This is a genomic window from Epibacterium sp. Ofav1-8, from assembly GCF_022348185.1.
Classification (GTDB): domain Bacteria; phylum Pseudomonadota; class Alphaproteobacteria; order Rhodobacterales; family Rhodobacteraceae; genus Epibacterium.
On record NZ_JAKRFD010000012.1, the window covers coordinates 114977 to 139831 of the forward strand.

Genomic DNA, 24855 nt, shown 5'->3' on the forward strand with positions numbered 1-24855 from the left:
ACAGTCGAGTATCAGAGCGGCGCACAGGCCGCGTCCAACCACTTGGCCGCCGACGCGCTCAGGCGCGGTGCGATCTTGTGATATACCTCTGCGTGATAGCTGTTGAGCCAGTCGCGCTCGCCCGGGGACAGCATCTCGGGCACCACCAGACGGCGGTCGATGGGCGCAAACGTCAGCGTGCGCCACGACAGCATCTTGCGGTCTGCGTCGCCGGTGTCAAGGGCTGGCGCTGTCTCGACCACCAGGAGATTCTCGATCCGGATGCCAAAGGCGCCCTCGCGGTAGTAGCCGGGTTCGTTGGACAGGATCATGCCCGGCTCCAGCGGCACGGTGTTGAGCCGCGACAGCCCCTGCGGCCCCTCGTGCACGCTGAGGAACGCGCCGACCCCATGGCCCAGCCCGTGATTGAAATCCTGCCCCGCCATCCAGAGGGGCAGGCGGCCGATCGCCTCCAGTTCGCGTCCCGTGCGGCCCTCGGGCCAGCGCAGGCGGGACATGGCGATCATGCCTTGCAGCACGCGGGTGAAGGCCTCGGCCTCGGCGCGGCCCGGGGTGCCGATGGCGATTGTGCGGGTGATGTCGGTGGTGCCGTCGAGATACTGCCCACCGCTGTCGAGCACCAGCAGGTGGCCGTCCTGGAGCGTTGCGTTGGTGTCCTCGGTAACCCGGTAGTGGATCACGGCGCCATGGGGGCCGGTGCCGGAGATGGTCTCAAAACTGATATCGCGCAGGCTGGGATCGGCGGCGCGAAACCCTTCCAGCGCCTTGACCACGTCGATTTCGGTCACGGTGCCCGGCGCCTGGGCATCGAGCCAGGCAAGGGTTTCCGCCACCGCCGCACCGTCGCGTTCATGGGCGGCGGCGCTGCCGGCGATTTCGGCGGCGTTCTTGCGGGCCTTGGGCAGGGCGCAGGGATCACCGGCCGCGACCAGTTGCGGCCCCAGCACCTTGGCCACCGCCTGCGGCAGGCTGCGGATGTCTGCGGCGATTTGGCCGTCGAGGCGTGCAACCGCATCGAGGAAGGTCTCAGGGTCGTGGCGGGTGACGCTCGGGTCGAGGGGCAGATCGGTGAGTTTTGCGGTGGCCATGAAGAGATCCACGCGCCCGTCCGCGTGCAGGATGGCAAACCCATGGGCGACCGGATTGCGGGGAATGTCGCTGCCGCGCAGGTTCAGAAGCCACATGATGCTGTCGGGCAGGGTGATGACGGCGGCGGCCTGGCCGGCCCTGCGCAGGTCGGCTGCGAGGCGGTTGATCTTGTCGGCTGCGCTTTCGCCCGCGATCTCGTCGGGGTGCGGGACCGCGGGCTGCATCGGCGGGGCGGGTTGATCCTGCCAGATCCGGTCGACCAGGTTGTCCGTCTCCACCAGCGTGATGCCGCTACCGTCGAGACGGGTGGTCAGGTCGCGGATCTCCTGGGCGGCGTGCAGCCAGGGGTCATAGGCGATGGTGCCGCCCTCGGGCAGGTGGTCCAGCAGCCAGTCTCCCAGCGTGATCTCGGGCCAGGGCACGGGGGTGTAGACATCGGCGACCTGCTCTTTCACCTGGGTGCGGTAGCGCCCGTCGATGAAGACCCCGGCGACCTGGCGCAGGGCGGCGCAGAACCCCGCCGATCCGGTGAAGCCGGTCAGCCAGGACAGGCGTTCGTCGTGCGCGGCGACATATTCGCCCTGATGGGCATCGGCGCGGGGGATCAGGAAGCCGTCGTAGCCTTCGGTTTCCAGCTGCGCCCGCAGCGCGGCAAGGCGTTCCGGGCCCTGTTCCGGGCGTGCGGTGACATCGAAGGTCTGAAACATCTCTCTCTCCTGATGGCGAGGCCCGGACCCCGGAGGGGCAGAAGGCAGGTGGGTGGGACGTCATCGGTGCTGTCGCGACAGGCGCCGGGTTACGGCGTGCGGTGACCGGGAGTTGTTTTGTTACAGATCACGCCTGCGCAGACAAGCCCATGTGGCGGGATGCCCTGGGAGAGGGGGCGGAGGGGGAAGCTCCCGCCCGTTGCCCAGCCTCCCTTGCGGGACCCCGGGCGCCCGTTGGGCCGAGCGCCGCGCCTCCCGGGGGGAGGCGCGGCGCGGGTGCGCTACGCCGTTATCGGTGCGTGACGTCTGCAGGGGGGCGCTGGAGCCGCGCGCCGTCAGGCGCGCGGCCGGGCCCAAGGCTTTGTCTTGCATCTGTGATGCGGGGCAAAGGGGCGGGAGCCCTGCGCCCGCCGCAGGCGCAAACGGACGGGAGGTCAGCTGACCTTGCGCATTCCCATTACGCGGGCACGGGCGCGTGGATCGCTGTCAAACAGTGCCGCCAGCTGTTCGGTCATGGCGCCGGCCAGTTGTTCCACATCGGTGATGGTCACCGCGCGATCATAATAGCGGGTCACGTCATGGCCGATGCCGATCGCCAGCAGCTCCACCTGTTTTTTCTTCTCCACCATCGCGATCACGTCGCGCAGGTGTTTTTCGAGATAATTGGCCGGGTTCACCGAAAGTGTGGAATCATCCACCGGCGCGCCATCGGAGATCACCATCAGGATCTTGCGCGCTTCGGGGCGTCCCACCATGCGCCGGTGCGCCCATTCCAGCGCCTCGCCGTCGATGTTTTCCTTCAGCAGCCCCTCTTTCATCATCAAGCCAAGGTTCGGGCGCACCCGGCGCCAGGGCGCGTCGGCCCCCTTGTAGATGATGTGGCGCAGGTCGTTCAGGCGGCCCGGCAATTGCGGGCGCCCGTCGTTCAGCCAGGCCTCGCGCGAGAGCCCGCCCTTCCACGCGCGGGTGGTAAAGCCGAGGATCTCGACCTTGACGTTGCAGCGCTCCAGCGTGCGGGCCAGAACATCGGCGCAGATCGCGGCGATGGAAATCGGCCGCCCCCGCATGGAGCCGGAGTTATCGAGCAGCAGCGTCACCACAGTGTCGCGGAATTCCATGTCCTTTTCGACCTTGAAGGACAGCGGTGTGGTCGGATTGGCCACGACGCGGGCCAGACGGCCCGCATCCAGCACGCCTTCTTCCTTGTCGAACTCCCAGGAGCGGTTCTGCTGCGCTTGCAGCCGGCGTTGCAGCTTGTTGGCCAGCCGCGAGACCGCGCCCTTGAGCGGCTCCAGCTGCTGGTCGAGATAGGCGCGCAGGCGCTCCAGCTCCGCCGGTTCGGCCAGATCCTCGGCGGCGATTTCCTCGTCATGGGCATCAAGGAACACACGATAGTCCGGATCGGCGTCCGAGACCGGCGGCGGCGCGGGGGGCTCCTGCGGGGCCTCTCCATCGGGCATTTCGGTCTCGTCGGTGATCTCTTCCTCGGCCATGTCGTCGGCAGAGACCTGGGCCTGGCTTTCGTCCTGCTGCTGCTCCTGGGCCTGTTCGGGAGAGGCGTCGGCCTCTTCCTCTTCGCTGTCGTCCTGGCCGGAGCTGTCGGGCTGTTCCTCTTCCTCGGCGGTTTCTTCGGACTCGTCGTTCATCTCGTCATCGAGGTCGTCCGGATCGTCGCCCAACTGATCGCCGTAGCCGAGATCGGAAATCACCCGGCGGGCGAATTTGGCGAAGGTGGCCTGGTCGGCGATGGTTTCGTCGAGGTTTTCCAGCGTCTCACCGGCTTGCGCCTCGATAAAGCCGCGCCACAGTTCCATCACATTGGCGGCGGCCTCCGGCAGTGGGCGGCCGGTGGCGAGGTGGCGGATGAGATAGCCGGCAGAGACCGCGAGTGGCGCTTCGGAGGAGGAGGTGACCTGATCGTAGCCGCGCCGCAGCGCCTCATTCTGGATCTTGACGTCGATATTGGAGGCGGTGCCGGGCATGTCGCGGGCGCCCATCGCCTCGCACCGCGCACTTTCCATCGCGTCATAAAGCTCGCGCGCCATATCACCCGAAGGCGCATAGCGGCTGGCCACGCCTTCGTCGTGGTACTTGCGACGTAGGGCAAGTGCGTCGGCGGTGCCGCGGGCGAGCAGCACCTCCTCGCGGGTCATCCGGCGCGAGACCTGCGGCAGGCGCATGGTGTCGCCGCTCATGCCCGAGGGGTCGACCGAGTAGTTCACCGTCAGTTCGGTATCGTCGGCCATGACCTTGGTGGCCTCGGCCAGCGCCTTTTTGAACGGATCTGCGGGGTTATCTGAGGGTTTGGTCATGAACCGGTGCTCCTAGGGCAAGCATTCGTCCTTTGCGCGGCGCTGTCCAGTCATTTGAACAATGACTGGTCCCGCCCCGCCGGGGCGGGGTGCCGAGGCCCCCGTCGAGGGGGCCTCGGCACCGGTCGGACGGCGCAGCCGTCCGACCCCCGCTCCTTAGCCGAGGCTTACGTTTGCAGCACTTTCCGGCAGTTCCTCGTCAAAGCAGCGCTGGTAGAACTCTGCCACCGTCTGGCGCTCCAGCTCGTCGCATTTGTTGAGGAAGGACAGGCGGAAGGCATAGCCGATGTCGCGGAAGATCTCGGCGTTTTGCGCCCAGTTGATCACCGTCCGCGGGCTCATCACGGTCGACAGGTCGCCGTTCATGAAGGCGGTGCGGGTCAGATCCGCCACGGTCACCATCTGGGCGATCTGCTTGCGGCCTTTCTCGGTGTTGTAATGCGGCGCCTTGGACAGGACGATGGCGGTTTCCGCATCGTGACGCAGGTAGTTCAGCGTTGCCACCAGCGACCAGCGGTCCATCTGGGCCTGGTTGATCTGCTGGGTGCCGTGATAAAGCCCGGTGGTGTCGCCGAGACCCACGGTATTGGCGGTGGCAAACAGGCGGAAGAACGGGTTTGGGGTGATGATCTCATTCTGGTCCAGGAGCGTCAGCTTGCCGTCATGTTCCAGCACGCGCTGGATCACGAACATCACGTCGGCGCGGCCCGCGTCATATTCGTCGAACACGATCGCCACCGGGTTGCGCAGCGCCCAGGGCAGGATGCCTTCATGAAACTCGGTGACCTGCTTGCCATCGCGCAGTTTGATCGCGTCCTTGCCGATCAGGTCGATCCGGGAGATGTGGCTGTCGAGGTTCACCCGCACCGAGGGCCAGTTCAGGCGCGCGGCGACCTGTTCGATATGGGTCGATTTGCCGGTGCCGTGATAGCCCTGGATCATCACGCGGCGGTTGTGGCTGAAACCGGCAAGGATCGCCATCGTGGTGTCGGGATCGAACTTGTAGGTGGGGTCCAGCGCCGGCACGCGTTCGGTGCCGTCGGCGAACCCTTTCACCGTCATGTCGGTGTCGATGCCAAAGACCTCACGCACCGAGATCGTCTCGGTCGGTTTTGCGTTCATATCCAGCAGGCCGTCGGTCATGGGGTCAGTCCTTGTCTTGTCAGTCTCGGGCGCGGGCGATTGGCGTCTGTCAGGTGGCCCGTCGGTCTCTATCGGGATGCGTCTTGCGCGTAATCGCAGGATTGGTGCCTGAAGATGCCCGGGAGGGCAAGGGAAACCGTTGTGTTGATACGCCAAAGCCGCAGTGCGGTGCAGGTAGCGGCAAAACCCGCCAATACAAGGGCCGCGCACACATCGGCCCAAACGCAGGACGGCCCCCGGGACAGGAGGCCGTCTGTGGCGGAGGGTGCGCGGCGGGTTTTGCCGTTGGTCAGGGTCAGAGCGCGGCGCGCAGGCGTTCGAGGCTGCGTTCGTCCACAAAGCGCGGTGTCGAGCGCATGTAGTCGGCAAAGGCCTGGCCATAGCCCTTCAGCAGCCAGCGTTCCTCGTTCAGCACAAATAGGAAATAGAGCGCAAACAACACCACCGCCAACACCACGGTGATCCAGGACCCGGTGGTGATACCGAGGCCGACGGTGGCCAGCACGGAGGTCACATATTGCGGGTTGCGGGAGTATTCGTACATGCCGCCGGTCACCAGCCCGCCGTTGTCGCAGTAGGTGTTGTCGATCCCGAGGAACCGATAGCCCCAGAGCGTGATGCCAAAGGCCATCACCATGATCGGCAGGCCGACCACGTAGCGCGCCCAGTGGCCCCAGCCGTTCACTCCGATTTCGGTCAGGGCAAACACCACGGTTGCGCCGCAGAACATCCGGAACAGGCCAAAGGCCAGATGGTGACGCCAGCCTTCGGCGGCGGGCCAGAGCCCGAGGTCGGGGCGCTTCAGGCTGTAGCCGAGATGGGCGGCCAGGGCCACGGCCGCACCGCAGGCCACGAGGAGAGCAATGTCATGCAAGGTCAGGACGAGGTCGTACAACATGGCGTCTTCGAATCCCTTTCTGAAGATCTGGACTGACACTCCGGGGCGCGCGGCCCCTCGGATCTGGTTGTGCGCCGGGGCGTGCCCGGGTTGACGCATCGCGTAACAACTCAATGTAACAGAAAATCCTGCATTCCCGCATCTGCCTGTGCTCAAGCCGTTTCACGCCTGTGAGAGCTGCCCAAAAAGAAGGCGCCCGGCGCCATGACGGCCCGGGCGGGAAAACATCGGCGGCCAGAGCCGTTTCGGGAAGAGCCGTGTCGGGAAGGGCCGAACAGCGACCCGAGACAGCGCCCCGGGCGCGGGGGCTGCCGGCGGTCGCCTTATTTGAAGCTGCGGCTGTCCTTGACCTGATCCCAGGCCCACATGACCTCTTGCAACTGCTCTTCCTGGCTGCGGTCGCCGCCGTTCATATCCGGGTGCAGCACCTTGATGAGCTTCTTGTAGGCCTTGCGGATCTCGGCCTTGGACCAGTCGTCCTTGGCTTCGAGGATCTCCAGCGCGCGGCGTTCGGTGGGGGGCAGGCGGCGACCGGCGGACTGGCCGTTCTTGCCCGGGTTCTTGGTCGCATTCTGACCCAGCACCTGATGCGGGTCCTCGATGCCCAGACGCGCCCAGGCGCGGGCTTCGGGGTCGCCCAGCGGCTTGGTGGTGCGTTCCCAGACCTTGTCCTTGGAGGCCTGGGCATTCATCTCCGCCTCGGTGGTGCCTTCGAAGAAGTTCCATTTCTGGTTGTACTCGCGCACATGCTGCTGGCAGAACCAGTAGAAGTCGTCGAGCACATCGGGGGCCTTGGGGGCGCGGAACTTTCCGGGCTCTTCGCAGCCGGGGTGATCGCAGACCCGCACGGAGGTTTCCGAGGCGCCGGACATGCTCCGCCGCCCGCGCGGATTTTTCTTTTTCGCGGAGCGAATGGACATATCGAAGCCAAAGGGATCGGATTTGGTCATGCGGGAGCACCTTCTAGACGCATCTGTTCGACTCGGAGGCAGCAGTTTAGTCTAACGGTCGAGAGATAAAAGGGGGGCGGGCACAGTTTTATGAACAACAGGCGGAGTGACGCTGCAATGAGCGTAAGAGACGAAATCGAAGAAACCCTGGAGAAGACCTTTGCGCCCAGTCGCTTGGAGGTTGTGGACGACAGCGACAGCCATATCGGGCATGCCGGGCACGACGGCAAAGGCGAAAGCCATTTTAACGTGCTGATCCGGGCGGAGGCCTTTGAGGGCATGACCCGGGTGGCGCAGCATCGCGCCGTTCACAAGGCGCTGGGCGACATCGTGCCGCGAATCCACGCCCTGGCACTGGACATCGGCGCTTAAGGCACGGGGACCGGCCGCCCGCGCGGTGGCCGGTCCGTCATCATCGGGGCTCAGTCCTGCGGTTTGCCGCGGCTGGCGCGGGCCTTGAGCGCCGCCGTGAGGCCCGACACCGGGCTCAGTTCCTCGACCCCGTCGTCGGCAACCATGCGGCGCGCGCCGGGACCGGGCACAGGGACCGCTTCGGGCGGGGCCTCGGGGTCGCCGGCGATCGCCGTCAGCGGCGCCGGTTCCGGGGCGTGCTGGGCATCGGGCAGGGAGACCCGCGGCGTCTCGGCAATCCGCTGCGCGTCCGGTTCTGACGTGGCTGCGGGGGCCGCGGCCTCGGCTGTTGCGTCGGCGGCAGGTGTGGGATCCGCCGCGGCGACGGGCGTGGGCTCTGCCACGCCGGGGGCGGCAAGGGCGCGGCGAAACACCAGGATATTGCGCCAGGTGGTCTTGGTCCCGGTGAGGCCCGACCGCTCTTCGCTGGGCAGCATCTCGGCGCGCTGAAACTCCCAGCCCTGTGCGGCCATCTCGTTCAGCATGCCCTCAATTCCGTTGGCAAAGCGGGCCTCCGGTGTTTTGACACCGCGGGCCTTCTTGCCGCGATTGGGGGCGGGGACGACCTTATACTCGTAGTTCTGCATCACATGTTCCTATGCGGCCCACGACACCAGCCTAGCAGCTGTGCGGGGCGGAGAGAAAGAAGATCAGAGGCATCTGTCACTTTGGCACGGCAGCGGCGCGCGCTGCCAGCTTCAGGCACATCTGCGTCGCCAGCGACATATCCTGAACCGAGATCCACTCCAAGGGGCCATGGATGCATTGCATGCCGGTAAAGAGATTCGGCGTCGGCGTGCCGAACTCTGTCAGCCGGGAGCCGTCGGTGCCACCGCGGATCGGCACCGAGACCGGCTCCAGCCCGATATCGCGGCAGGCGGCATGGGCAAGTTCGACCGGGGTCATGTCCTGTTCCAGCCAGTAGCGCATGTTGCGGTATTGCGGCGTGATCTCGCAGGTGATCTCCGCCCGCGGCTCGGTCGCGGCGATCGCATCGCAGACGCGGCGCAGCAGCGCGCCCTTGGCCTCCAGCCCGTCCAGTTCGAAATCGCGCAGGATGAAGCGGAGCTCCATCTCGGAGGAGCCGCCCAGCATGTCGGTGGCGTGGATGAACCCCTCGCGATCGTCGGTGGTTTCCGGCGTCATCGTGGCCTGCGGCAGGGTCTGGATGATCTTGGAGGCGAGGTGGATGGCGTTGACCATCTTTTCCTTGGCAAAGCCGGGGTGGATCGACACGCCGGTGATTTTCACCACGGCGCGGTCGGCAGAAAAGCTTTCATATTCGACCTCGCCCACTCTGCCACCATCGAGCGTATAGGCAAAATCTGCCCCCAGGTCCTGTTCCAGCTGTGGCTGCACGCCACGGCCGATTTCCTCGTCGGGCGTGAAGGCGATGCGGATCGGCGGGCGGGGGGCACCGGGGTTTTGCAGCAGGTGTTCGGCCATGGTCATGATGATGGCGACGCCGGCCTTGTCATCGGCACCCAGCAGCGTGGTGCCGGAGGCGGTGATCAGGTCGTGGCCGATCTTCGTCGCCAGATAAGGGTGTTCGGCGGGGGAGAGCACCAGGTCGGGGTCGTCGGGAAAGCTGATGTCGCCGCCGTTGTAGCCCTTGATGACGCGCGGTTTGACGCCGGTCGCATTGAACTGCGGCGCGGTGTCCACATGGGCGAGGAAGCCCACCGTGGGGCCCTGCGTGGTGCCGGGGATGGTGGCGAGCACGGTGCCATACTCCGTGAGGGTGACATCCTGCGCCCCCATCGCGGTCAGCTCGTCCCGCAACAGGTGCAGCATGTCGAACTGGAGTGCGGTGCTGGGGGTGCTGTCGGAGGTTTCATCGCTCTGGCTGTCGATGGCGGCATAGCGGGTAAGACGGGCTTCGAGCGCGTCCGTGAAAGGCGTGGTCATCCATAAGCTCCTGCTGATGGCGGCAAGATTGCCGAGGGGCGCGGAGAGGTCAAGCGCCCTTGCTGGGGACGCAGGACTGGGGCAGGGTAGCGGGATTGGATGCGGACGGTTTTGTGCGGGCGATGGTTCACGTTGAAGAGATTGTAGATCGCGAGAGTTTTAAGGCGTGGCTGGAGGCGCTGCCAGAGGATCGGCGCCATGAGGTTGCGGTCACTTTGGCGACACGCTGCGCGCTGCGGGTGTTTCCGATCTGGGCTGCGGCGATGCGGCAGGACTGGGCGCGCACAGGTGATGTGACACCCTTACCGTCATTGCGCAGCATGTTGATATCCGGGGTTGCGGGCAGAATGCCAACCCCGGATATCAGAAACGCCGCCGCCGACGCCGGCGATTACGCCGCCGCCTCCGCCGCCTACGCCTACGCCGCCGCCGACGAGGCCGACGCCGCCCCCGCCGCCTACGCCGCCGCCGACGCCGCCACCGACGCCGCCTCCGCCGCCGACGCCGCCTACGCCGCCTCCGCCTACGCCGCCTCCGCCGAAATTATGAGTCTTCTCCGTCAAGATATTCAGGGAATTGATCTCGGGGGCGACCTGCTGACGCTGCCCCTGTGGCCGGAAGAGATCCCCGACAAGATTGCAACCTCTTGGACCAGCGGTCGGACCTGGATGCAGGCCAATCCCGGCTACAGCTTTTGGATCCGCTGGTATGAGGCCGTGCTTGCGGGCCGCCCGCTGACGGGTGACTGGCGGAGCCATTGGCAGTTGATGCAGGACATCGCCTTGATTGCCCCCGGGGATTGGGACAAGGGCGCGGAGCATGTAGCGGGGGTGATTGAAAAGCTTGAGGAAAAGCACAGCTATCGTATTTCAACTGAGACGCAGGGCGAGGCAACCACATTGCTGCGTGCTGCGCTGGGGCAATTCGGTTTCAACGACATCCGTCACTTGATGGAGCTGCTGCCCTTCGCAGAGGACCTGAAGCATCTCAAAGATCCCGACGCGGTTTCGGATTTCGTGGCTGGCATGGACCAACAAAGGCATGAAATCGAGACATTTATGCGCGCAGTTGACCGGGAGGGACGCTCCCTTCAAGGAGCAGGCGGCATCCTGACCTACTTTGAAGAGGTGCTGACGGAGACCTCCAAGGCACGGCAGCTCACCCAACTCAATGTGGGCTGGATTATTGATTGTGGGGAAATTTTACAGGGCTACGCGCAGAATTCGGAAACTGTAGCGGAGCTTGGCCCGCTGAACATCCCGTTTCAGCGGACGGTGCAAAATCTGCTGGACCTGATCCACAGTCATTTCTCGGCCACTTTGCTGCGCTTTGGTGCTCTGCGTGATATTCGATCATCGGACGAGACACGGCTTGCGGATCTGATGGAAGATCTCCGGCGCGGATTGGCGCAGATCAAGGAGGACACGGCGGATAGTCGTGTTCCCATGGCGCCGGAAGCGATTGCTGTTTTTGAAAAACTGTTGGATGACCTCGACGGTATGATCCAGCGGGAGTTTATTGCAGGAAACTCCGCGATCAAGAGCCAGATTCGCAGAGATATCGACTACCGGATGGCTCAGGTTGCTGTGTCACTTCGACTGTATTGGGAGCAATCTGCGGCCCCGCGTATGGCTGTCGGACAGGTGATATCGGGCGTTGCGAAAAAGAAACTTAAAGAAGGGATCGAAGGCCTGGTGCAATGGGCGCTTGATTGGTGAGGTCGCCCGGACGATAGGCCGGGCAGCCCCCGCCCGCCCCCCAGGCGGGGGCTTTGCCCCCACCTCGGGCGAGCGCTGCCCTATGCTCTAGAGCGCAAAAGGGCGACCCATGGGCCGCCCTTGGTTTCGATCTGTCCCCGAGCCTCAGCTCAGTTTCTTGGCGACCAGCTCGTTCACAGCCTTGGGGTTGGCCTGACCGCCGGTGGCTTTCATCACCTGGCCGACGAACCAGCCGGCGAGCTTTGGGTTGACCTTGGCCTTTTCCACTTGGGCGGGGTTGGCGGCGATGATCTCGTCCAGCGCGGCCTCGATGGCGCCGGTGTCGGTCACCTGCTTCATGCCGCGCTCTTCGACGATGACCGCCGGGTCGCCGCCTTCGGTATAGACGATCTCGAACAGCTCCTTGGCCATCTTGCCGGAGATGGTGTCGGCTGCGATCAGGTCGATGATGCTGCCGAGCTGTGCGGGCGATACCGGGCTTTCGGTGATCTCCTTGTCGTCCTTCTTGAGGCGGCCGAAGAGTTCGTTGATGATCCAGTTTGCGGCCAGCTTGCCGCTGCGGCCCTCGGCCACGGCGTCGAAGTAATTGGCGCTCTCCACATCGGCGGTCAGCACGGAGGCGTCATAATCGGTCAGGCCGAAGTCCTTGATGAAGCGGGCTTTCTTCTCGTCCGGCAGCTCGGGCAGGGCGGATTTGATGCCGTCGACCCAATCCTGTTCGATCTCCAGCGGCAGCAGATCCGGGTCGGGGAAATAGCGGTAGTCATGCGCCTCTTCCTTGGAGCGCATCGAGCGGGTTTCGCCCTTGTCCGGATCATAAAGCCGGGTTTCCTGCTCCACTTCGCCGCCTGCCTCGACGATGGCGATCTGACGCCGGGCCTCGACCTCGATCGCCTGCTGGATAAAGCGCATGGAGTTCATGTTCTTGATCTCGCAACGGGTGCCGAGATGGGAGAAATCCTGGGTTTCCTGATACTTCTCATACTGACCGGGGCGGCAGATGGAGACGTTCACATCGGCGCGCAGGTTGCCGTTCTGCATGTTGCCGTCGCAGGTGCCAAGGTAACGCATGATCTGGCGCAGCTTGGCGATATAGGCGGCGGCTTCCTCGGGGCCACGGATGTCCGGGCGCGAGACGATCTCCATCAGGCACACGCCGGTGCGGTTCAGGTCCACGAAGGACATCGACGGGTCCATGTCGTGGATCGACTTGCCGGCGTCCTGCTCCATGTGGATACGCTCGATCCGCACGGTGCGGGCGGTGCCGTCGCCAAGTTCAACCAGCACCTCGCCCTCGCCCACGATGGGGTGGTAGAGCTGCGAGATCTGATAGCCCTGCGGCAGGTCGGGGTAGAAGTAGTTCTTGCGGTCAAAGGCGGACCAGAGGTTGATGTCGGCCTTGAGGCCGAGGCCCGTGCGCACCGCCTGTTCGACGCAATATTCGTTGATCACCGGCAGCATGCCGGGCATAGCCGCATCCACAAAGGCGACGTTGGCGTTCGGCTCGGCGCCGAATTGGGTCGAGGCCCCCGAGAAGAGCTTGGCATTGGAGCTGACCTGGGCATGCACCTCCATGCCGATGACCAGTTCCCAGTCATGCTTGGCGCCCGCGATCACCTTGGGCTTGGGGAGTTCATATGTCAGGTCGAGCATGGTTTTCCGCCGTATCCGTATATCTGTGTCTGCACAGCGTTCTAGGCCCGCGGGCGGCAGGGGGCAAGGGGGCAGGGGGTACATGAAACCGGGAGCCGGGTCGATATTTCCACTTTTGCACGGGCTGTAAGCCCGGGCAGCGCCCGTCCGCCCCCATGGGCGGGCGCCTCGCTTCCGCCCGCGGACGTGCGCGGCCCTCAGCGAAGGATGGCTTGGCGGCGATTCAGCCTCTTGGCGGCGTGTGCCGGCAGGGCTAGAAGTGGCAGCCCGAGCAGTTCAAAAGGAGGCCGCCTTGGACACATCCGCACGCATCAGCCAGACCATCGCCGGTGAAATCAGCGCCAGCGCCAAACAGGTCAGCGCCGCCGTGGCGCTGCTGGACGAAGGCGCCACCGTGCCCTTCATCGCGCGCTATCGCAAGGAGGTCACCGGCGGGCTGGACGACACCCAGCTGCGCACCCTGTCGGAGCGGCTGGAGTATCTGCGCGAGATGGAGAAACGCCGTGCGGCCATCCTCGAGTCGATCCGGTCGCAGGACAAGCTGACGGATGATCTGGCGGCCTCCATCGCCAAGGCGGAGACCAAGGCGCAGCTGGAAGACATCTATCTGCCCTACAAGCCCAAGCGCCGCACCAAGGCGATGATCGCGCGGGAAAACGGGCTGGAGCCGCTGCTGGATGCGATTCTGGCGGATCGCGCAGCCGACCCCGAGGCGCTGGCGGCGGGCTATCTGTCCGAGGCGGTTGCCGATACCAAAACGGCCCTCAATGGCGCGCGTGACATTCTGACCGAACGTCTGACCGAGAACGCCGATCTGTTGGGGCGGCTGCGGACCTATATGCAATCCGAGGCGGTGCTGAGCGCCAAGGTGGTCGAGGGTCAGGAACAGGCGGGGGCGAAATTCTCGGACTATTTCGAGCATTCCGAGGCCTGGAAAACCACGCCGTCGCACCGGGCGCTGGCGATGCTGCGGGGCTCGAACGAAGGCGTGCTGACGCTGGACATCGCGCCCCCGGGCGACGACGGCGTGGCGCGGGCCGAGGAGATGGTCGCGGCGGTGCTGAATGTGCGCGGCAGTGCCCCGGGGGACAAATGGTTGCGCAAGGTGGCAGGCTGGACCTGGCGGGTGAAACTGTCGCTGTCGATGATGCTGGAGCTGATGGGCGATCTGCGCACGCGGGCGCAGGACGAGGCGATCGCTGTCTTTGCGCGCAATCTCAAGGACTTGCTCTTTGCAGCGCCGGCCGGTGCGCGACCGACTCTCGGGTTGGACCCGGGCATTCGCACCGGCGTCAAGGCGGCGGTGGTTGACGCCACCGGCAAACTGGTGGCCACCGAGACCCTGTACCCGTTTCAACCCAAAAACGATCTGCGCGGGGCGCAGGTCTCCATCCTGAAGCTGATTGCGGAACATGGCGTTGAGCTGATCGCGATTGGCAATGGCACCGCCAGCCGCGAAACCGAACGTATGGTGGCCGAGGTCATCAAGAACCTGCCCGCCAAGGTGAAAGCCCCGACCAAGGTGGTGGTGTCTGAGGCCGGTGCTTCGGTCTATTCCGCGTCCGAACTGGCGGCGCGGGAGTTCCCCGATCTGGACGTGTCCTTGCGTGGGGCGGTCTCGATCGCGCGGCGCCTGCAGGATCCGCTGGCGGAACTGGTCAAGATCGAACCCAAGAGCATCGGCGTCGGCCAGTACCAGCATGACGTGGACCAGCACAAACTCTCCAAATCGCTGGAGGCGGTGATCGAGGATGTGGTGAACGCGGTGGGCGTGGACCTCAACATGGCCTCAGCGCCGCTCCTGGCGCATGTCTCGGGCCTCGGCCCCGGTCTGGCCGAAGCCATCGTGGCCCATCGCGACATCAACGGCGCCTTTGCCACCCGCAGGGAGCTGCTGAAAGTCGCGCGCCTCGGCCCCAAGGCGTTTGAGCAATGTGCGGGTTTTCTGCGCATTCAGGGCGGCAAGGAGCCGCTGGATGCTTCTGCGGTGCACCCCGAAAGCTATGATGTTGCGCGCAGGATCGTCGCCGCCTGCGGGCGTGACATCCGCCAGATCATGGGCGATGGGTCGGCGTTGAAATCGGTGCGCGCCGAGACCTTTGTCTCTGGCGATGTCGGCCTGCCGACGGTGCGCGACATCTTTGCCGAATTGGAAAAACCGGGCCGCGACCCGCGCCCCTCTTTCGTGACCGCGAGCTTTACCGATGGGGTGGAGGAGATCACCGACCTCAAGCCCGGCATGGTGCTGGAAGGCACGGTGACCAATGTTGCCGCCTTTGGCGCCTTTGTCGACATCGGCGTGCATCAGGACGGGTTGGTGCATGTGAGCCAGCTGGCCGACAAATTCGTCAAGGACCCGCATGAGATCGTGAAAACCGGCCAGGTGGTGAAGGTTACCGTGGTCGAGGTGGATGTGCCGCGCAAGCGCATCGGTCTCACCATGAAAAAGGATGGCGGCGCTTCGGCCCGGGACGACCGCAATGCCCGCGGTCCCGCCAAGAGCGACAGCAAGGGCGGCCCCAGGGGGCGCGGTGCGCAGGCGCCAAGGGGCAAGATGTCCGCGGCACCAAAGGGCGGTAAACCGGGCAATGACACCGGGGCGCTGGGCGCGGCCCTGATGGATGCGTTCAAGAAGAAATAGCGGCGCGGCGGCCTGCGTGCGTGCTGTCGCGCGCCGCCCGCCGCCCCCTCAAGCCCGACCGAGGCCTCTCCGGTTAGCCGGGTGTGACCTCGGGGCCATCGGCGGTGAACACCACCCGGTAGCCGGCTTCGATCTCGTCGCGAAACAGATCGGCGATGGCGCGCATCGCGTCCATGCGGCCCCGTTCGGCGAACTGGCGTAGCGAACGCACCGGCGCGTCATTGTCAAAGCCGGCCGAGGCATGGGCCCAGATCATCGGGTGCAACTCGCGCAGGTGGTCCCGGATCAGCCAATGGGCGGCCTCGGCGATCTGCGCCCGCACCTGTGCCACCTCGGGGGGGCTGTTGGGGCGCGGCTTCAGTGCGATGCTGCAATAGGCCGACATCAGGTTGATGCGATCCTGGCTGGGTGCGCGGGCAACGATGTCGGCAATCCCATCGAGGAAAAACGCCACATCGACCCCGAGGCAGGCGGCGTCGGACTGGGCCAGGGCGTCGAAATAGACCCAGGCATATCCCGCCGCACCCCAGTGATCCTGGACCACCGCGGCGACGCGGCGGGCTTCGAGCTCCAGCGCCGACAGCCCGTGTGTGCCCTGCTCGGCCAAATGCGTGCCAAGCGCGCGCTGATGGCGGGGGTTGCAGGGATCGAGCCGGATCAGGTCGATATAGTCATCGGCGATCTGCCGTGGCTCCGCCGCGCCGCCTGCGCTGTAGAGCGCACAGCGCGCGGCGGCGACAAAGGGCTGTTGGGCGGCCTCGTCGGGCAGCTGCTCCAGCAGGGCCCGGGCGCGGCTCTGATGCGCTTCGGCGCGGGACAGGATGGCGCTGCGCTGCCGGTTCACCTTGCGCCTGGCCGCGCGGCGACAGGCCCAGGAAATATCGAGATGCGCCAGCGCCACCACCGTGGACATCACCGGCGTGCGGGCGCATTCCAGCCGCATGCGCTCCAGCGACATGATGCCGTCCAGGGTGACACGCTCGGTCAGCGGCAGCCCCTCGGACAGCGCGTGTTCCACCGCGTTGACCACGTCGGCCCGCGCCCCGTAGGCGAGGAGATCGGCAATCGGCGTGCCGCCGGGGGTGGCATCGCGGGCGGTGTCCGCCGCGATGATCCGTGCCTCGGCGTCTTCCCACAGTTCCTGACGGGCCAGGAACTGCCCCTTGGCGATGGCGGCATCGGCGGCCTCATCCTCGGCATTGGTCGCCGGCACCGGGATCGAGAGCACATCCTCGAGGCTGAGCGGGGCTGTTGCCTCGGCCGCGTCGGTCGCGCCCGCAGCAAGGGCGCGCGGCAGCGGCAGGTGCGGCAGGCGAATCCCGCCGGGGGATCGCAGAGGCGGCAGGCGCGTCGAGATGAGGCGAAGCGCCTTTTTCAAACCGTCTTTTGCCGGTGGTGCAGAAAGTGGCATCAGCTGGTCCCAGATATGTGCAGCAGTCTTTGGTCTGGGTCCGACTGTCGGAAAGCTTTGGGGCGCAAACATGGCAGCGAGGGGGTGTTCGCCGGATCAATTCCGGCGTCAGGTCAGTAAATGGCGGCAAAAGCGCGGCATTTTGCCGAAGGCCCGGGAAATGCTGGCGAATTCCGGCCGATTGATGCGTCTCAGAGAACAGTAAAATGCTGTCTTTTCACCGCAATCCCGCGCTGCGTCAGCGCGTCTTCGAGGGCCGTGGCCTTTGGCGTCACTTCGGCCGGGAGGCGGTGATGGGTGCCGATGCGGGTGTGAACCGTCGCGCGGATGGAGAAATCCCAGCGCGTGACCAGCAGCACATGGTCGATTTCCGCCAGCGCGATGTCGGCGGTGCTGCGTGCAGAGGTCCAGCGCAGGCGGTCGGCGGTGAGTTCGAACCAGGCTTCGGGATTGCGCCACAGCTCCCACAGCGAGGGCAGGAGCGGCAGGGCGAGGAGCGCGACAATCCAGCCGCGCGCCTCGAACAACAGCCAGAGCGCGGCCACCACCCCGGCCCAGCCGGCGATCACCAGAACCGTTCCGGCCGATCGCGCGTCCCGACAGAAGCGGAACACGCCCGGGGCAGGGGCACCGCGGTCAGGCATCGAGAATCCGGCTGACCATCTCGTTGGTGTCGCGGCTGAGCCCCTCGGTGGACTTGATCCGCTCCAGCGCGGTCAGGATCTTTGCCTGGCGCTCCGCATCATAGCGTTTCCAGGTCTGGAAAGCGGTGCACATGCGGGCGGTGGTTTGCGGGTTCAGCGGGTCGAGCGCGATCAGCTGATCCGCCAGCAGCTGATAGCCGCTGCCGTCGGCCTGATGGAACCCGGCGTGGTTCATCGACAGCGCCCCCATCACCGCGCGGAACCGGTTGGGGTTCCGGATGGTGAACAGCGGATGCCGGGTCAGCTCTGCCGCCACCGCGGGCGCGCGGTCGGGGCGGGCGGTGGCCACCTGCAAGGCGAACCATTTGTCCATCACCAGCCGGTCGTCCTGCCATTGGTCAAAGAACGCCTGGCTCTGGGTGTCGCCCTTCTCGGCCTTCAGCAGGCAGGCGAGGGCGGTGTTCTGAACGGTCATATTGTCGGCCAGCTCGAACTGCTTGGCGGCGGCATCGCCCCCGTCGATACGGGTCAGCAGCGCCAGCAGCCGACCGTTCAGCGCCCGCAGGCCGGCGTCCCTGGCCTCTGGTTGGTAGGGGCCTTCGACCTGGGTGGCCGAGAACAGCCGCGGCAGGCTGTCCGAGAGGCTCTGGGCAAGCGTCTGGGCAAAGGTCTCGGCGGCGTCGTGGATCGCATCCGGGTCGGGGGTCACGCCGCGGTCGGCCAGTGCCTGGGCGATCTCGCTCTCGCTGGGCGGTGTCAGCACCAGCGCGCGAAAGGCCGGGTCCAGCGTGTCGTCGCGCACCAGCGATTGCAGCGCCTCCAGATACTGCGCATCGGGGCTTGCGCCCTCGGTCACCATGGCGATGCGCGAGGCCTTGGCCAATTCGCGGCCCGCCTCCCAGCGGTTGAACGGATCGGTGTCGTGGGCCAGCAGGAAGGCCCGTTCCTGCGCCGAGGTGTCGCGGGCCAGGATCACCGGCGCCGAGAAGTCCCGCAGGATCGAGGGGATCGGGCGGGCCGACAGCCCGTCAAAGCGGAAGCTCTGTTCGGCCTCCGTCATCTCCAGCACCGTTGTCGGGACCACCTCGTCACCATCGGGGCCAAGTAGCCCCACGGCGATCGGGATCACCTTCGGGTCCTTGTGGTCCTGACCGGGCGTCGGCGGCGTGGTCTGGCGGAAGGTCAGCGTGTAGCTGCCGTCGTCATAGCTGTCCTCTACCGACAGGCGCGGGGTGCCGGCCTGGCTGTACCAGTTCTTGAACTGCCCCAGGTCGCGGCCGGTGCTGTCCTCGAACACCTTGATCCAGTCCTCGATGGTGCAGGCCTGCCCGTCGTGACGGTCGAAATAGAGGTCAAGCGCGGTGTAGTAGGCGTCATCCCCGACCAGCCGTTTCAGCATGCCGATCACCTCGGCGCCCTTTTCGTAGACGGTGGCGGTGTAGAAGTTGTTGATCTCCTGGAATGACTCGGGGCGCACCGGGTGGGCGAGGGGGCCGTTGTCCTCGGGGAACTGACGGGCGCGCAGGTCGATCGCATCCTCGATCCGCTTCACCGGGGCGGAGCGCATGTCGGCGGTGAACTGGGCGTCGCGATAGACCGTCAGACCCTCCTTCAGGCAGAGCTGGAACCAGTCGCGGCAGGTGATCCGGTTGCCGGTCCAGTTGTGAAAATACTCATGGGCGATAATCGCCTCAATTCTCTCAAAATTGGAATCAGTTGAGGTCTCAGGGCTGGCCAGGACGCAGGACGAGTTGAAAATGTTCAAGCCCTTGTTCTCCATCGCGCCCATGTTGAAGTCATCCACGGCGACGATATTGAACACGTCCAGGTCGTATTCGCGGCCATAGACCTCCTCGTCCCAGGTCATCGACTTTTTCAGCGCCTCCATGCCGAAATCGCATTTGTGTTCATCGCCCGGACGCACCCAGATGTTGAGCAGAACCTCCTTGCCCGAGCGGGTGGTGAAGCGGTCGGAATGGTTGAGCAGATCACCGGCCACCAGGGCAAAGAGATAGGCCGGTTTGGGCCAGGGATCGTGCCATTCGGCAAAGCCGCTGCCTGCATCCACCGGGTTGCCGTTGGACAGCATCACCTTTTCCGCACCTTCGATGCGCACGCTGAAGGTGGCCATCACGTCGGGGCGGTCGGGGTAGTAGGTGATCTTGCGAAACCCTTCGGCCTCGCATTGGGTGCAATACATGCCGTTGGACATATAGAGCCCTTCGAGCGCGGTATTGGCCTTGGGGTTGATCTCCACCTCGGCCTCCCAGGTGAAGGGGCGGTCGGGCACGTCGCAGGTGAGGCCCGTATCGGTGACTTCGGGGGTGACGTCGGTGCCATCAATACGTGAAGAGATCAGCTTAAGCTGCTCACCATGCAGGAAAAACCGCCGATCCTGCGCATCGCCCCGGGGCGCGAACCGGATTTTCGACAGCACGCGCGTGGCCTCCGGCGCGAGGCGAAAGACCAGTTCGACGCTCTCCACCACATAGCCGAAGGGGGTGTAGTCCTTCAGGTAGAAGGTCTCGGGCTCGGTGCTTGGGGCGGCGTCTTTCATGGATACATCCTTCGCGATTTCTGGGAACCTGCGCCGGGGCGCGTGCGTTGTTCACCAGAGGTATGCAACCGGAGACAGTCGGGCAAGCGCCCTTCGTCTCTTTGTTCAAAAAGGAGAGTATCATGTCCGATGCAGAGACCCCGATGACCACCCGCAAGGAAGTGCGCCAGCGCCGTTACGGGCTGTATTGGCTGGTGGCTCTGTTGGCGCTGATCGTTCTGGGGCTGGCCCTGTTCGGGTTTGCCGACGATCTGACCGATGACGGGCACCCCCTGCTTGGCGGCGACGTGGAGACATCAACCGATGATACAGCCGGGACAGCGGGCACTGCGGGCGAATAAGAGGCCCGCACCACCTCCGCATGATCGGCCGCCGCCCCGCCTGGCTGCGCGCGCCGGGTGGTCCGGCAGCGCGACAGGGGCCGGGGCGGGGAGGCTGCGAACACCTCGCCAGTTTTGCCCCGGCCCTGTCCCATGCCGCCGGTCAGGAGGGATGAAATCGGAAATCCCGGAACACTTTCTTGAAAAACGAGAAGATGCGTTCGCATTTCCTGAGTGTCGGATTTGTTGCTGATCGGAAACTTTTCCCGTATCACGCGGCATGCAATTGTGTACCGCCGAGAGGAGCAGGAAAATGAGTCGGATCGAACGGAATGGACTTCAGGTGGCTTCCGCTCTGGCGGCCTTTGTCGAGGACAAGGCCCTGCCGGGCACCGGTGTCAGCGCGGATGCGTTCTGGGCGGGCCTGTCCGGGCTGGTGAACGGCATGGGCGACGAGAACCGCGCCCTGCTGGCCAAGCGCGAGGCGATCCAGGGCAAGATCGACGCCTGGCATCTGGAGCGCCGCGGTCAGCCGCATGACGCAGCGGCCTACAAGGCGTTTCTTCAGGAGATCGGCTATCTGGTGCCCGAAGGCGCGGATTTCGAGGTGGAGACCACCCATGTGGACCCAGAGATCGCGCATGTGCCGGGACCGCAGCTGGTGGTGCCGATCACCAATGCGCGCTTTGCCCTGAACGCGGCCAACGCGCGCTGGGGCAGCCTCTATGATGCGCTTTATGGCACCGATGCGATGGGCGATCTGCCCACCGGCAAGGGCTATGACGCCGCGCGCGGCGCGCGGGTGATCGCCTGGGGGCGTGGTTTCCTCGATGAGACCTTCCCGCTGGCGAGCGGCTCCTGGTCCGATATTTCCGGCCTGCGGGTCGAGGATGGCGCTTTGGTTCCGGCGCTGAAAGACGCCAGCCAGTTCGCGGGCTATGTCGGCGACACGGGTGCCCCGACACGTATTGTGTTGAAAAACAACGGGCTGCACGCGATCCTTGAGATCGACGCCGCAGGCAACATCGGCAAGGATGACGCCGCAGGGATCAATGACATCACGCTGGAATCGGCGCTCTCCACCATCATGGACTGCGAGGACTCCGTCGCCTGCGTCGACGCCGAGGACAAGGTCACCGCCTATTCCAACTGGCTGGGCCTGATGAAGCGTGACCTCGCCGAAGACGTCACCAAGGGCGGCAAGAGCTTCACCCGGGTGCTGAACGAGGATGTGGCCTACAAGACGCCCACCGGCGCAGAGGCCACGCTCAAGGGGCGCTCGCTGCTGTTGGTGCGCAACGTTGGCCATCTGATGACCAACCCGGCGGTGCTGGACAGCGACGGGCGCGAGGCCGGCGAAGGCTTCCTCGATGCGATGATCACGGTGCTCTGCGCCATGCACGACCTCAAGGCGGAGGGCGGCAATTCGCTGCACGGCTCTGTCTATGTGGTGAAGCCCAAGATGCACGGGCCGGAAGAGGTCGCCTTTGCGGTGAAGATCTTTGACCATGTCGAGGACGCGCTGGGCCTGCCGCGCAACACCGTCAAGATCGGCATCATGGACGAAGAGCGCCGCACCAGCGCCAACCTCAAGGAATGCATCCGCGCCGCAAAATCCCGCGTTGCCTTCATTAACACCGGCTTCCTGGACCGCACCGGCGACGAGATCCACACCTCGATGGAGGCGGGACCGATGCTGCGGAAGGGCGAAATGAAGGGCACCGCCTGGATTGCCTCCTACGAGGATCGCAACGTCGACATCGGTCTGGCCTGCGGGCTGAAGGGCCGGGCCCAGATCGGCAAGGGCATGTGGGCGATGCCCGACCGCATGGGCGAGATGCTGGAGGCCAAGATCGGCCACCCGCAATCCGGCGCCACCTGTGCCTGGGTGCCGTCGCCCACCGCCGCGACCCTGCACGCGACCCATTACCACAAGGTGGATGTGCTGGCCCGTCAGGACGCGCTGAAGGCGGGCGGCGCGCGTGGCACGCTTGACGATCTGCTGACCATCCCGGTGATGGACGGCCAGAACCTGTCGGAGGAGGACATCGCCCGCGAGATCGAGAACAACGCCCAGGGCATCCTCGGCTATGTCGTGCGCTGGGTGGATCAGGGCGTCGGCTGTTCCAAGGTGCCGGACATCAACGATGTCGGGCTGATGGAAGACCGCGCCACCTGCCGGATCTCCAGCCAGGCGCTGGCCAACTGGCTGCACCACGGCGTGGTGTCCGAACAGCAGGTGATGGCCGCGATGCAGAAGATGGCCGCGGTGGTGGATGGTCAGAATGCCTCTGATCCCAGCTATCGCGCGATGGCACCGGGCTTTGATGGTGTCGCCTTTCAGGCCGCCTGCGATCTGGTGTTCAAGGGCCGTATCCAGCCCTCGGGCTATACCGAACCGGTGCTGCACGCCCGCCGCCTTGAACTGAAGGCGCAAGGCTGACATGGTTTCGAGGCCGGGGAGTTTCCCCGGCCTTTCTTCTTCTCGACCAAGGATTTGCAGATATGAGCCTCTCTCTTGACCAGGCCCGCACCATCATCGAGACCGCCCGCGCCAAGGGCCGTGACATGAACCTGAAGCCGCTCTCCGTCGTGGTGCTGGATGCGGGCGGCCATGTGCTGGCGTTTGAACGCGAGGATGGCGCCGCGCCGGGCCGGTTCGGGATCGCCCAGGGCAAGGCCTATGGCGCGGTGATGCTGGGCATGGCCGGCACCGCGCAGATGGCCCGGGCCGAACAGCAGGCCTATTTCATGGCAGCGGTGAACGGTGTCTACGGGGGACAGGTTGTGCCGGTGCCGGGCGGCGTCTTGGTGCGCGATGACACCGGCGCGGTGATCGGCGCCGTCGGCGTGACCGGCGATACCTCCGACAATGACGCGGTGGCGGCCAAGGCAGGTGTCGAGGCCGCAGGTCTCACTGCCGAGATCTGAGCCGCACACCTGTCGGATTGAAAACACGGGGCTGCTTCGGGGCATACGCCTGGAACAGCCCTTTGCCCGCCCTTGGGGCGAGAAGGCAGCATCACCGCATTGCCGCAGCCCTTATGTATGGACGGGAGGCGGCGCCTGCTGCTGTTTTTGTGATCTGTCGCCCCTGTGCACCAGTGAACAGGGGCTTGCGCCACGCTAAAGAGTTGCGCGCTGATGGGCGGTCACGCTACCGTGACCTCTGATCCAATAGCGTCCATTTGTTCCGGAGACTTCCAGCGTGCGCCCCAAAGTCGGCATTATCGGCAATTCCTACCTGATGAACGATCAATACCCGACCCATGCGGGCGGCACCATGAACTCGGATGCGGTGGCGAATGTGTCCGGCTGTCTGCCGCTGCTGATCCCCACCGACCCGCGCTATGTCAGCGTTGCGGAACTGCTGGAGAGCTTTGACGGGTTTCTGCTGACCGGCGGGCGTCCCAACGTGCACCCGGAGGAGTATGGTGAGGACCCGACCGAAGCGCATGGCGATTTCGACCGCGCCCGCGATGCCATCACCCTGCCGCTGGTGCGGGCCTGCGTGGAGCGGGGCCAGCCGTTTTTCGGGATCTGTCGCGGCTTTCAGGAGGTCAACGTGGCCATGGGCGGCACGCTCTATCCCGAGATCCGCGACCTGCCGGGCCGGATGAACCACCGCATGCCGCCGGATGGCAGCATCGAGGAGAAGTTCGCCCTGCGGCACCCGGTGACCCTGGTCGAGGGCGGCCTGTTCCATCGCCTGCTTGGCGCGCGCGAGGTCATGACCAACACGCTGCACGGGCAGGGGATCAAGACACCGGGGGCGCGCATCGTGGTCGAAGGACAGGCCGAGGATGGCACCCCGGAAGCGATATATGTCAAGGACGCGCCCGGGTTCAGCCTCGCCGTGCAATGGCACCCGGAATATCGCGCTGGTGAGGATCCGGTCTCGCGCCCCTTGTTCGAAGCCTTCGGAGAGGCCGCGCGGGCCTGGGCCGGGGGCACCCGCCCGGCGGCTCTGCAACGCTCTGCCTGAGGGGGCGCTGCGACGAGCACAACGGGCCAGCTGTGCCAAGGCGTCTCTTTGGCAAATGCAGAAAGACATTTTGGCGAGATTCTTGCGCAGGGTGACGGAAAACGCGGTTGTTTTGTCGCAATCGGCAAAAATTCTCGTGATCCATGCTTTTCATTCGCCGGAACATCTGTTGCTTTGAGCGCGCGTGCGCGGCGGTTGAGGCCTGTCGGCCCTGCACCCGTGGGGACCGCCGAAGGTGTGCCGCGACGCAGCGAAAAGCTTGCGCAACATTCTTGCGCACCTTATGCAGTGTATTTGCGAAACGTGCGCACCTGACCGCCGTGGTCGGTGCAGACAGGGGGACGACTGGTGAAAATAGGCACACCAAAAGAGATAGCCGAGGGCGAGTCGCGCGTAGCGATGACGCCATTGTCGGCGCGTGATCTTCAGAAGCTGGGGTTTGAGTGCTGTATCGAGGCTGGCGCGGGTGAGGCTGCGGGGTTTACCGATGCGGCCTATGCCGAGGCCG

At 65.2% G+C, this 24855-nt stretch carries 18 protein-coding genes and 1 pseudogene; 8 read left to right on the forward strand and 11 right to left on the reverse strand.

Annotated features, from left to right (window positions below):
• Positions 1 to 11: 11 nt before the first annotated feature.
• The 5 genes from MHM97_RS18165 to MHM97_RS18185 form a co-directional block, all read right to left on the reverse strand.
• Positions 12 to 1796, reverse strand: a complete 1785-nt coding sequence (locus tag MHM97_RS18165; RefSeq protein WP_239324104.1) for an aminopeptidase P family protein — start codon at positions 1794 to 1796, stop codon at positions 12 to 14.
• A gap of 434 nt (positions 1797 to 2230) precedes the next feature.
• Positions 2231 to 4108, reverse strand: coding sequence for a cobaltochelatase subunit CobT (gene cobT / locus MHM97_RS18170; protein ID WP_239324106.1), 1878 nt, complete (start codon positions 4106 to 4108; stop codon positions 2231 to 2233).
• 156 nt (positions 4109 to 4264) lie between these two features.
• Complete coding sequence (cobS, locus tag MHM97_RS18175; protein ID WP_126137404.1) at positions 4265 to 5251, reverse strand: cobaltochelatase subunit CobS; 987 nt, start codon at positions 5249 to 5251, stop codon at positions 4265 to 4267.
• 295 nt (positions 5252 to 5546) lie between these two features.
• The gene (locus MHM97_RS18180; protein ID WP_239324108.1) at positions 5547 to 6149 is read right to left on the reverse strand and encodes a methyltransferase family protein; all 603 of its coding nucleotides are present in this window, start codon (positions 6147 to 6149) and stop codon (positions 5547 to 5549) included.
• 323 nt (positions 6150 to 6472) lie between these two features.
• Positions 6473 to 7099, reverse strand: coding sequence for a DnaJ domain-containing protein (locus tag MHM97_RS18185; protein WP_239324110.1), 627 nt, complete (start codon positions 7097 to 7099; stop codon positions 6473 to 6475).
• Between the two features lie 117 nt (positions 7100 to 7216).
• On the opposite strand from MHM97_RS18185, the gene MHM97_RS18190 reads away from it, so the two are divergent.
• Positions 7217 to 7471, forward strand: a complete 255-nt coding sequence (locus MHM97_RS18190) for a BolA family protein (RefSeq protein WP_239324112.1) — start codon at positions 7217 to 7219, stop codon at positions 7469 to 7471.
• A gap of 50 nt (positions 7472 to 7521) precedes the next feature.
• On the opposite strand, the gene MHM97_RS18195 is transcribed toward MHM97_RS18190, so the two are convergent.
• A complete protein-coding gene (locus tag MHM97_RS18195) occupies positions 7522 to 8097 on the reverse strand; it encodes a DUF4177 domain-containing protein (RefSeq protein WP_239324113.1) in 576 nt (191 codons plus the stop codon).
• Positions 8098 to 8173: 76 nt separating this feature from the next.
• Positions 8174 to 9418, reverse strand: a complete 1245-nt coding sequence (gene pepT, locus MHM97_RS18200; RefSeq protein ID WP_239324115.1) for a peptidase T — start codon at positions 9416 to 9418, stop codon at positions 8174 to 8176.
• 59 nt (positions 9419 to 9477) lie between these two features.
• Between pepT and MHM97_RS18205 the strand changes: the two genes are divergently transcribed.
• A complete protein-coding gene (locus tag MHM97_RS18205; protein ID WP_239324117.1) occupies positions 9478 to 11136 on the forward strand; it encodes a hypothetical protein in 1659 nt (552 codons plus the stop codon).
• A 144-nt stretch (positions 11137 to 11280) separates the two neighbouring features.
• On the opposite strand, the gene gatB is transcribed toward MHM97_RS18205, so the two are convergent.
• Positions 11281 to 12789, reverse strand: coding sequence for an Asp-tRNA(Asn)/Glu-tRNA(Gln) amidotransferase subunit GatB (gatB, locus tag MHM97_RS18210; protein ID WP_239324119.1), 1509 nt, complete (start codon positions 12787 to 12789; stop codon positions 11281 to 11283).
• A gap of 292 nt (positions 12790 to 13081) precedes the next feature.
• Between gatB and MHM97_RS18215 the strand changes: the two genes are divergently transcribed.
• Positions 13082 to 15430: a Tex family protein gene (locus MHM97_RS18215; protein WP_239324121.1), complete on the forward strand. Its 2349-nt coding sequence runs from the start codon at positions 13082 to 13084 to the stop codon at positions 15428 to 15430.
• A gap of 73 nt (positions 15431 to 15503) precedes the next feature.
• Here the strand turns inward: MHM97_RS18215 and MHM97_RS18220 are convergent, their stop codons facing one another.
• From MHM97_RS18220 to pepN, 3 genes are all read right to left on the reverse strand, one after another.
• Positions 15504 to 16841 (reverse strand): hypothetical protein, encoded by a 1338-nt coding sequence (locus MHM97_RS18220; protein ID WP_239324123.1) that lies wholly within the window; start codon positions 16839 to 16841, stop codon positions 15504 to 15506.
• Positions 16842 to 17032: 191 nt separating this feature from the next.
• A complete protein-coding gene (locus MHM97_RS18225; RefSeq protein ID WP_239324125.1) occupies positions 17033 to 17485 on the reverse strand; it encodes a hypothetical protein in 453 nt (150 codons plus the stop codon).
• A complete protein-coding gene (pepN, locus tag MHM97_RS18230; protein ID WP_239324127.1) occupies positions 17478 to 20042 on the reverse strand; it encodes an aminopeptidase N in 2565 nt (854 codons plus the stop codon). The genes MHM97_RS18225 and pepN overlap by 8 nt, the downstream gene beginning before the upstream one ends.
• 122 nt (positions 20043 to 20164) lie before the next feature.
• On the opposite strand from pepN, the gene MHM97_RS18235 reads away from it, so the two are divergent.
• The 5 genes and pseudogenes from MHM97_RS18235 to MHM97_RS18255 all read left to right on the forward strand — a co-directional run.
• Positions 20165 to 20383, forward strand: coding sequence for a hypothetical protein (locus tag MHM97_RS18235; protein ID WP_239324129.1), 219 nt, complete (start codon positions 20165 to 20167; stop codon positions 20381 to 20383).
• Between the two features lie 292 nt (positions 20384 to 20675).
• On the forward strand, positions 20676 to 22805 hold the full coding sequence (locus tag MHM97_RS18240; RefSeq protein WP_239324131.1) for a malate synthase G: 2130 nt from the start codon (positions 20676 to 20678) through the stop codon (positions 22803 to 22805).
• A gap of 62 nt (positions 22806 to 22867) precedes the next feature.
• Positions 22868 to 23293, forward strand: coding sequence for a GlcG/HbpS family heme-binding protein (locus tag MHM97_RS18245; RefSeq protein WP_239324133.1), 426 nt, complete (start codon positions 22868 to 22870; stop codon positions 23291 to 23293).
• A 277-nt stretch (positions 23294 to 23570) separates the two neighbouring features.
• Positions 23571 to 24347 carry a gamma-glutamyl-gamma-aminobutyrate hydrolase family protein gene (locus MHM97_RS18250; protein WP_370645759.1) on the forward strand — a complete coding sequence of 259 codons (777 nt, stop codon included), beginning with the start codon at positions 23571 to 23573 and terminating at the stop codon, positions 24345 to 24347.
• 348 nt (positions 24348 to 24695) lie between these two features.
• Positions 24696 to 24855, forward strand: a pseudogene (locus MHM97_RS18255) (Re/Si-specific NAD(P)(+) transhydrogenase subunit alpha); the annotation flags it as partial.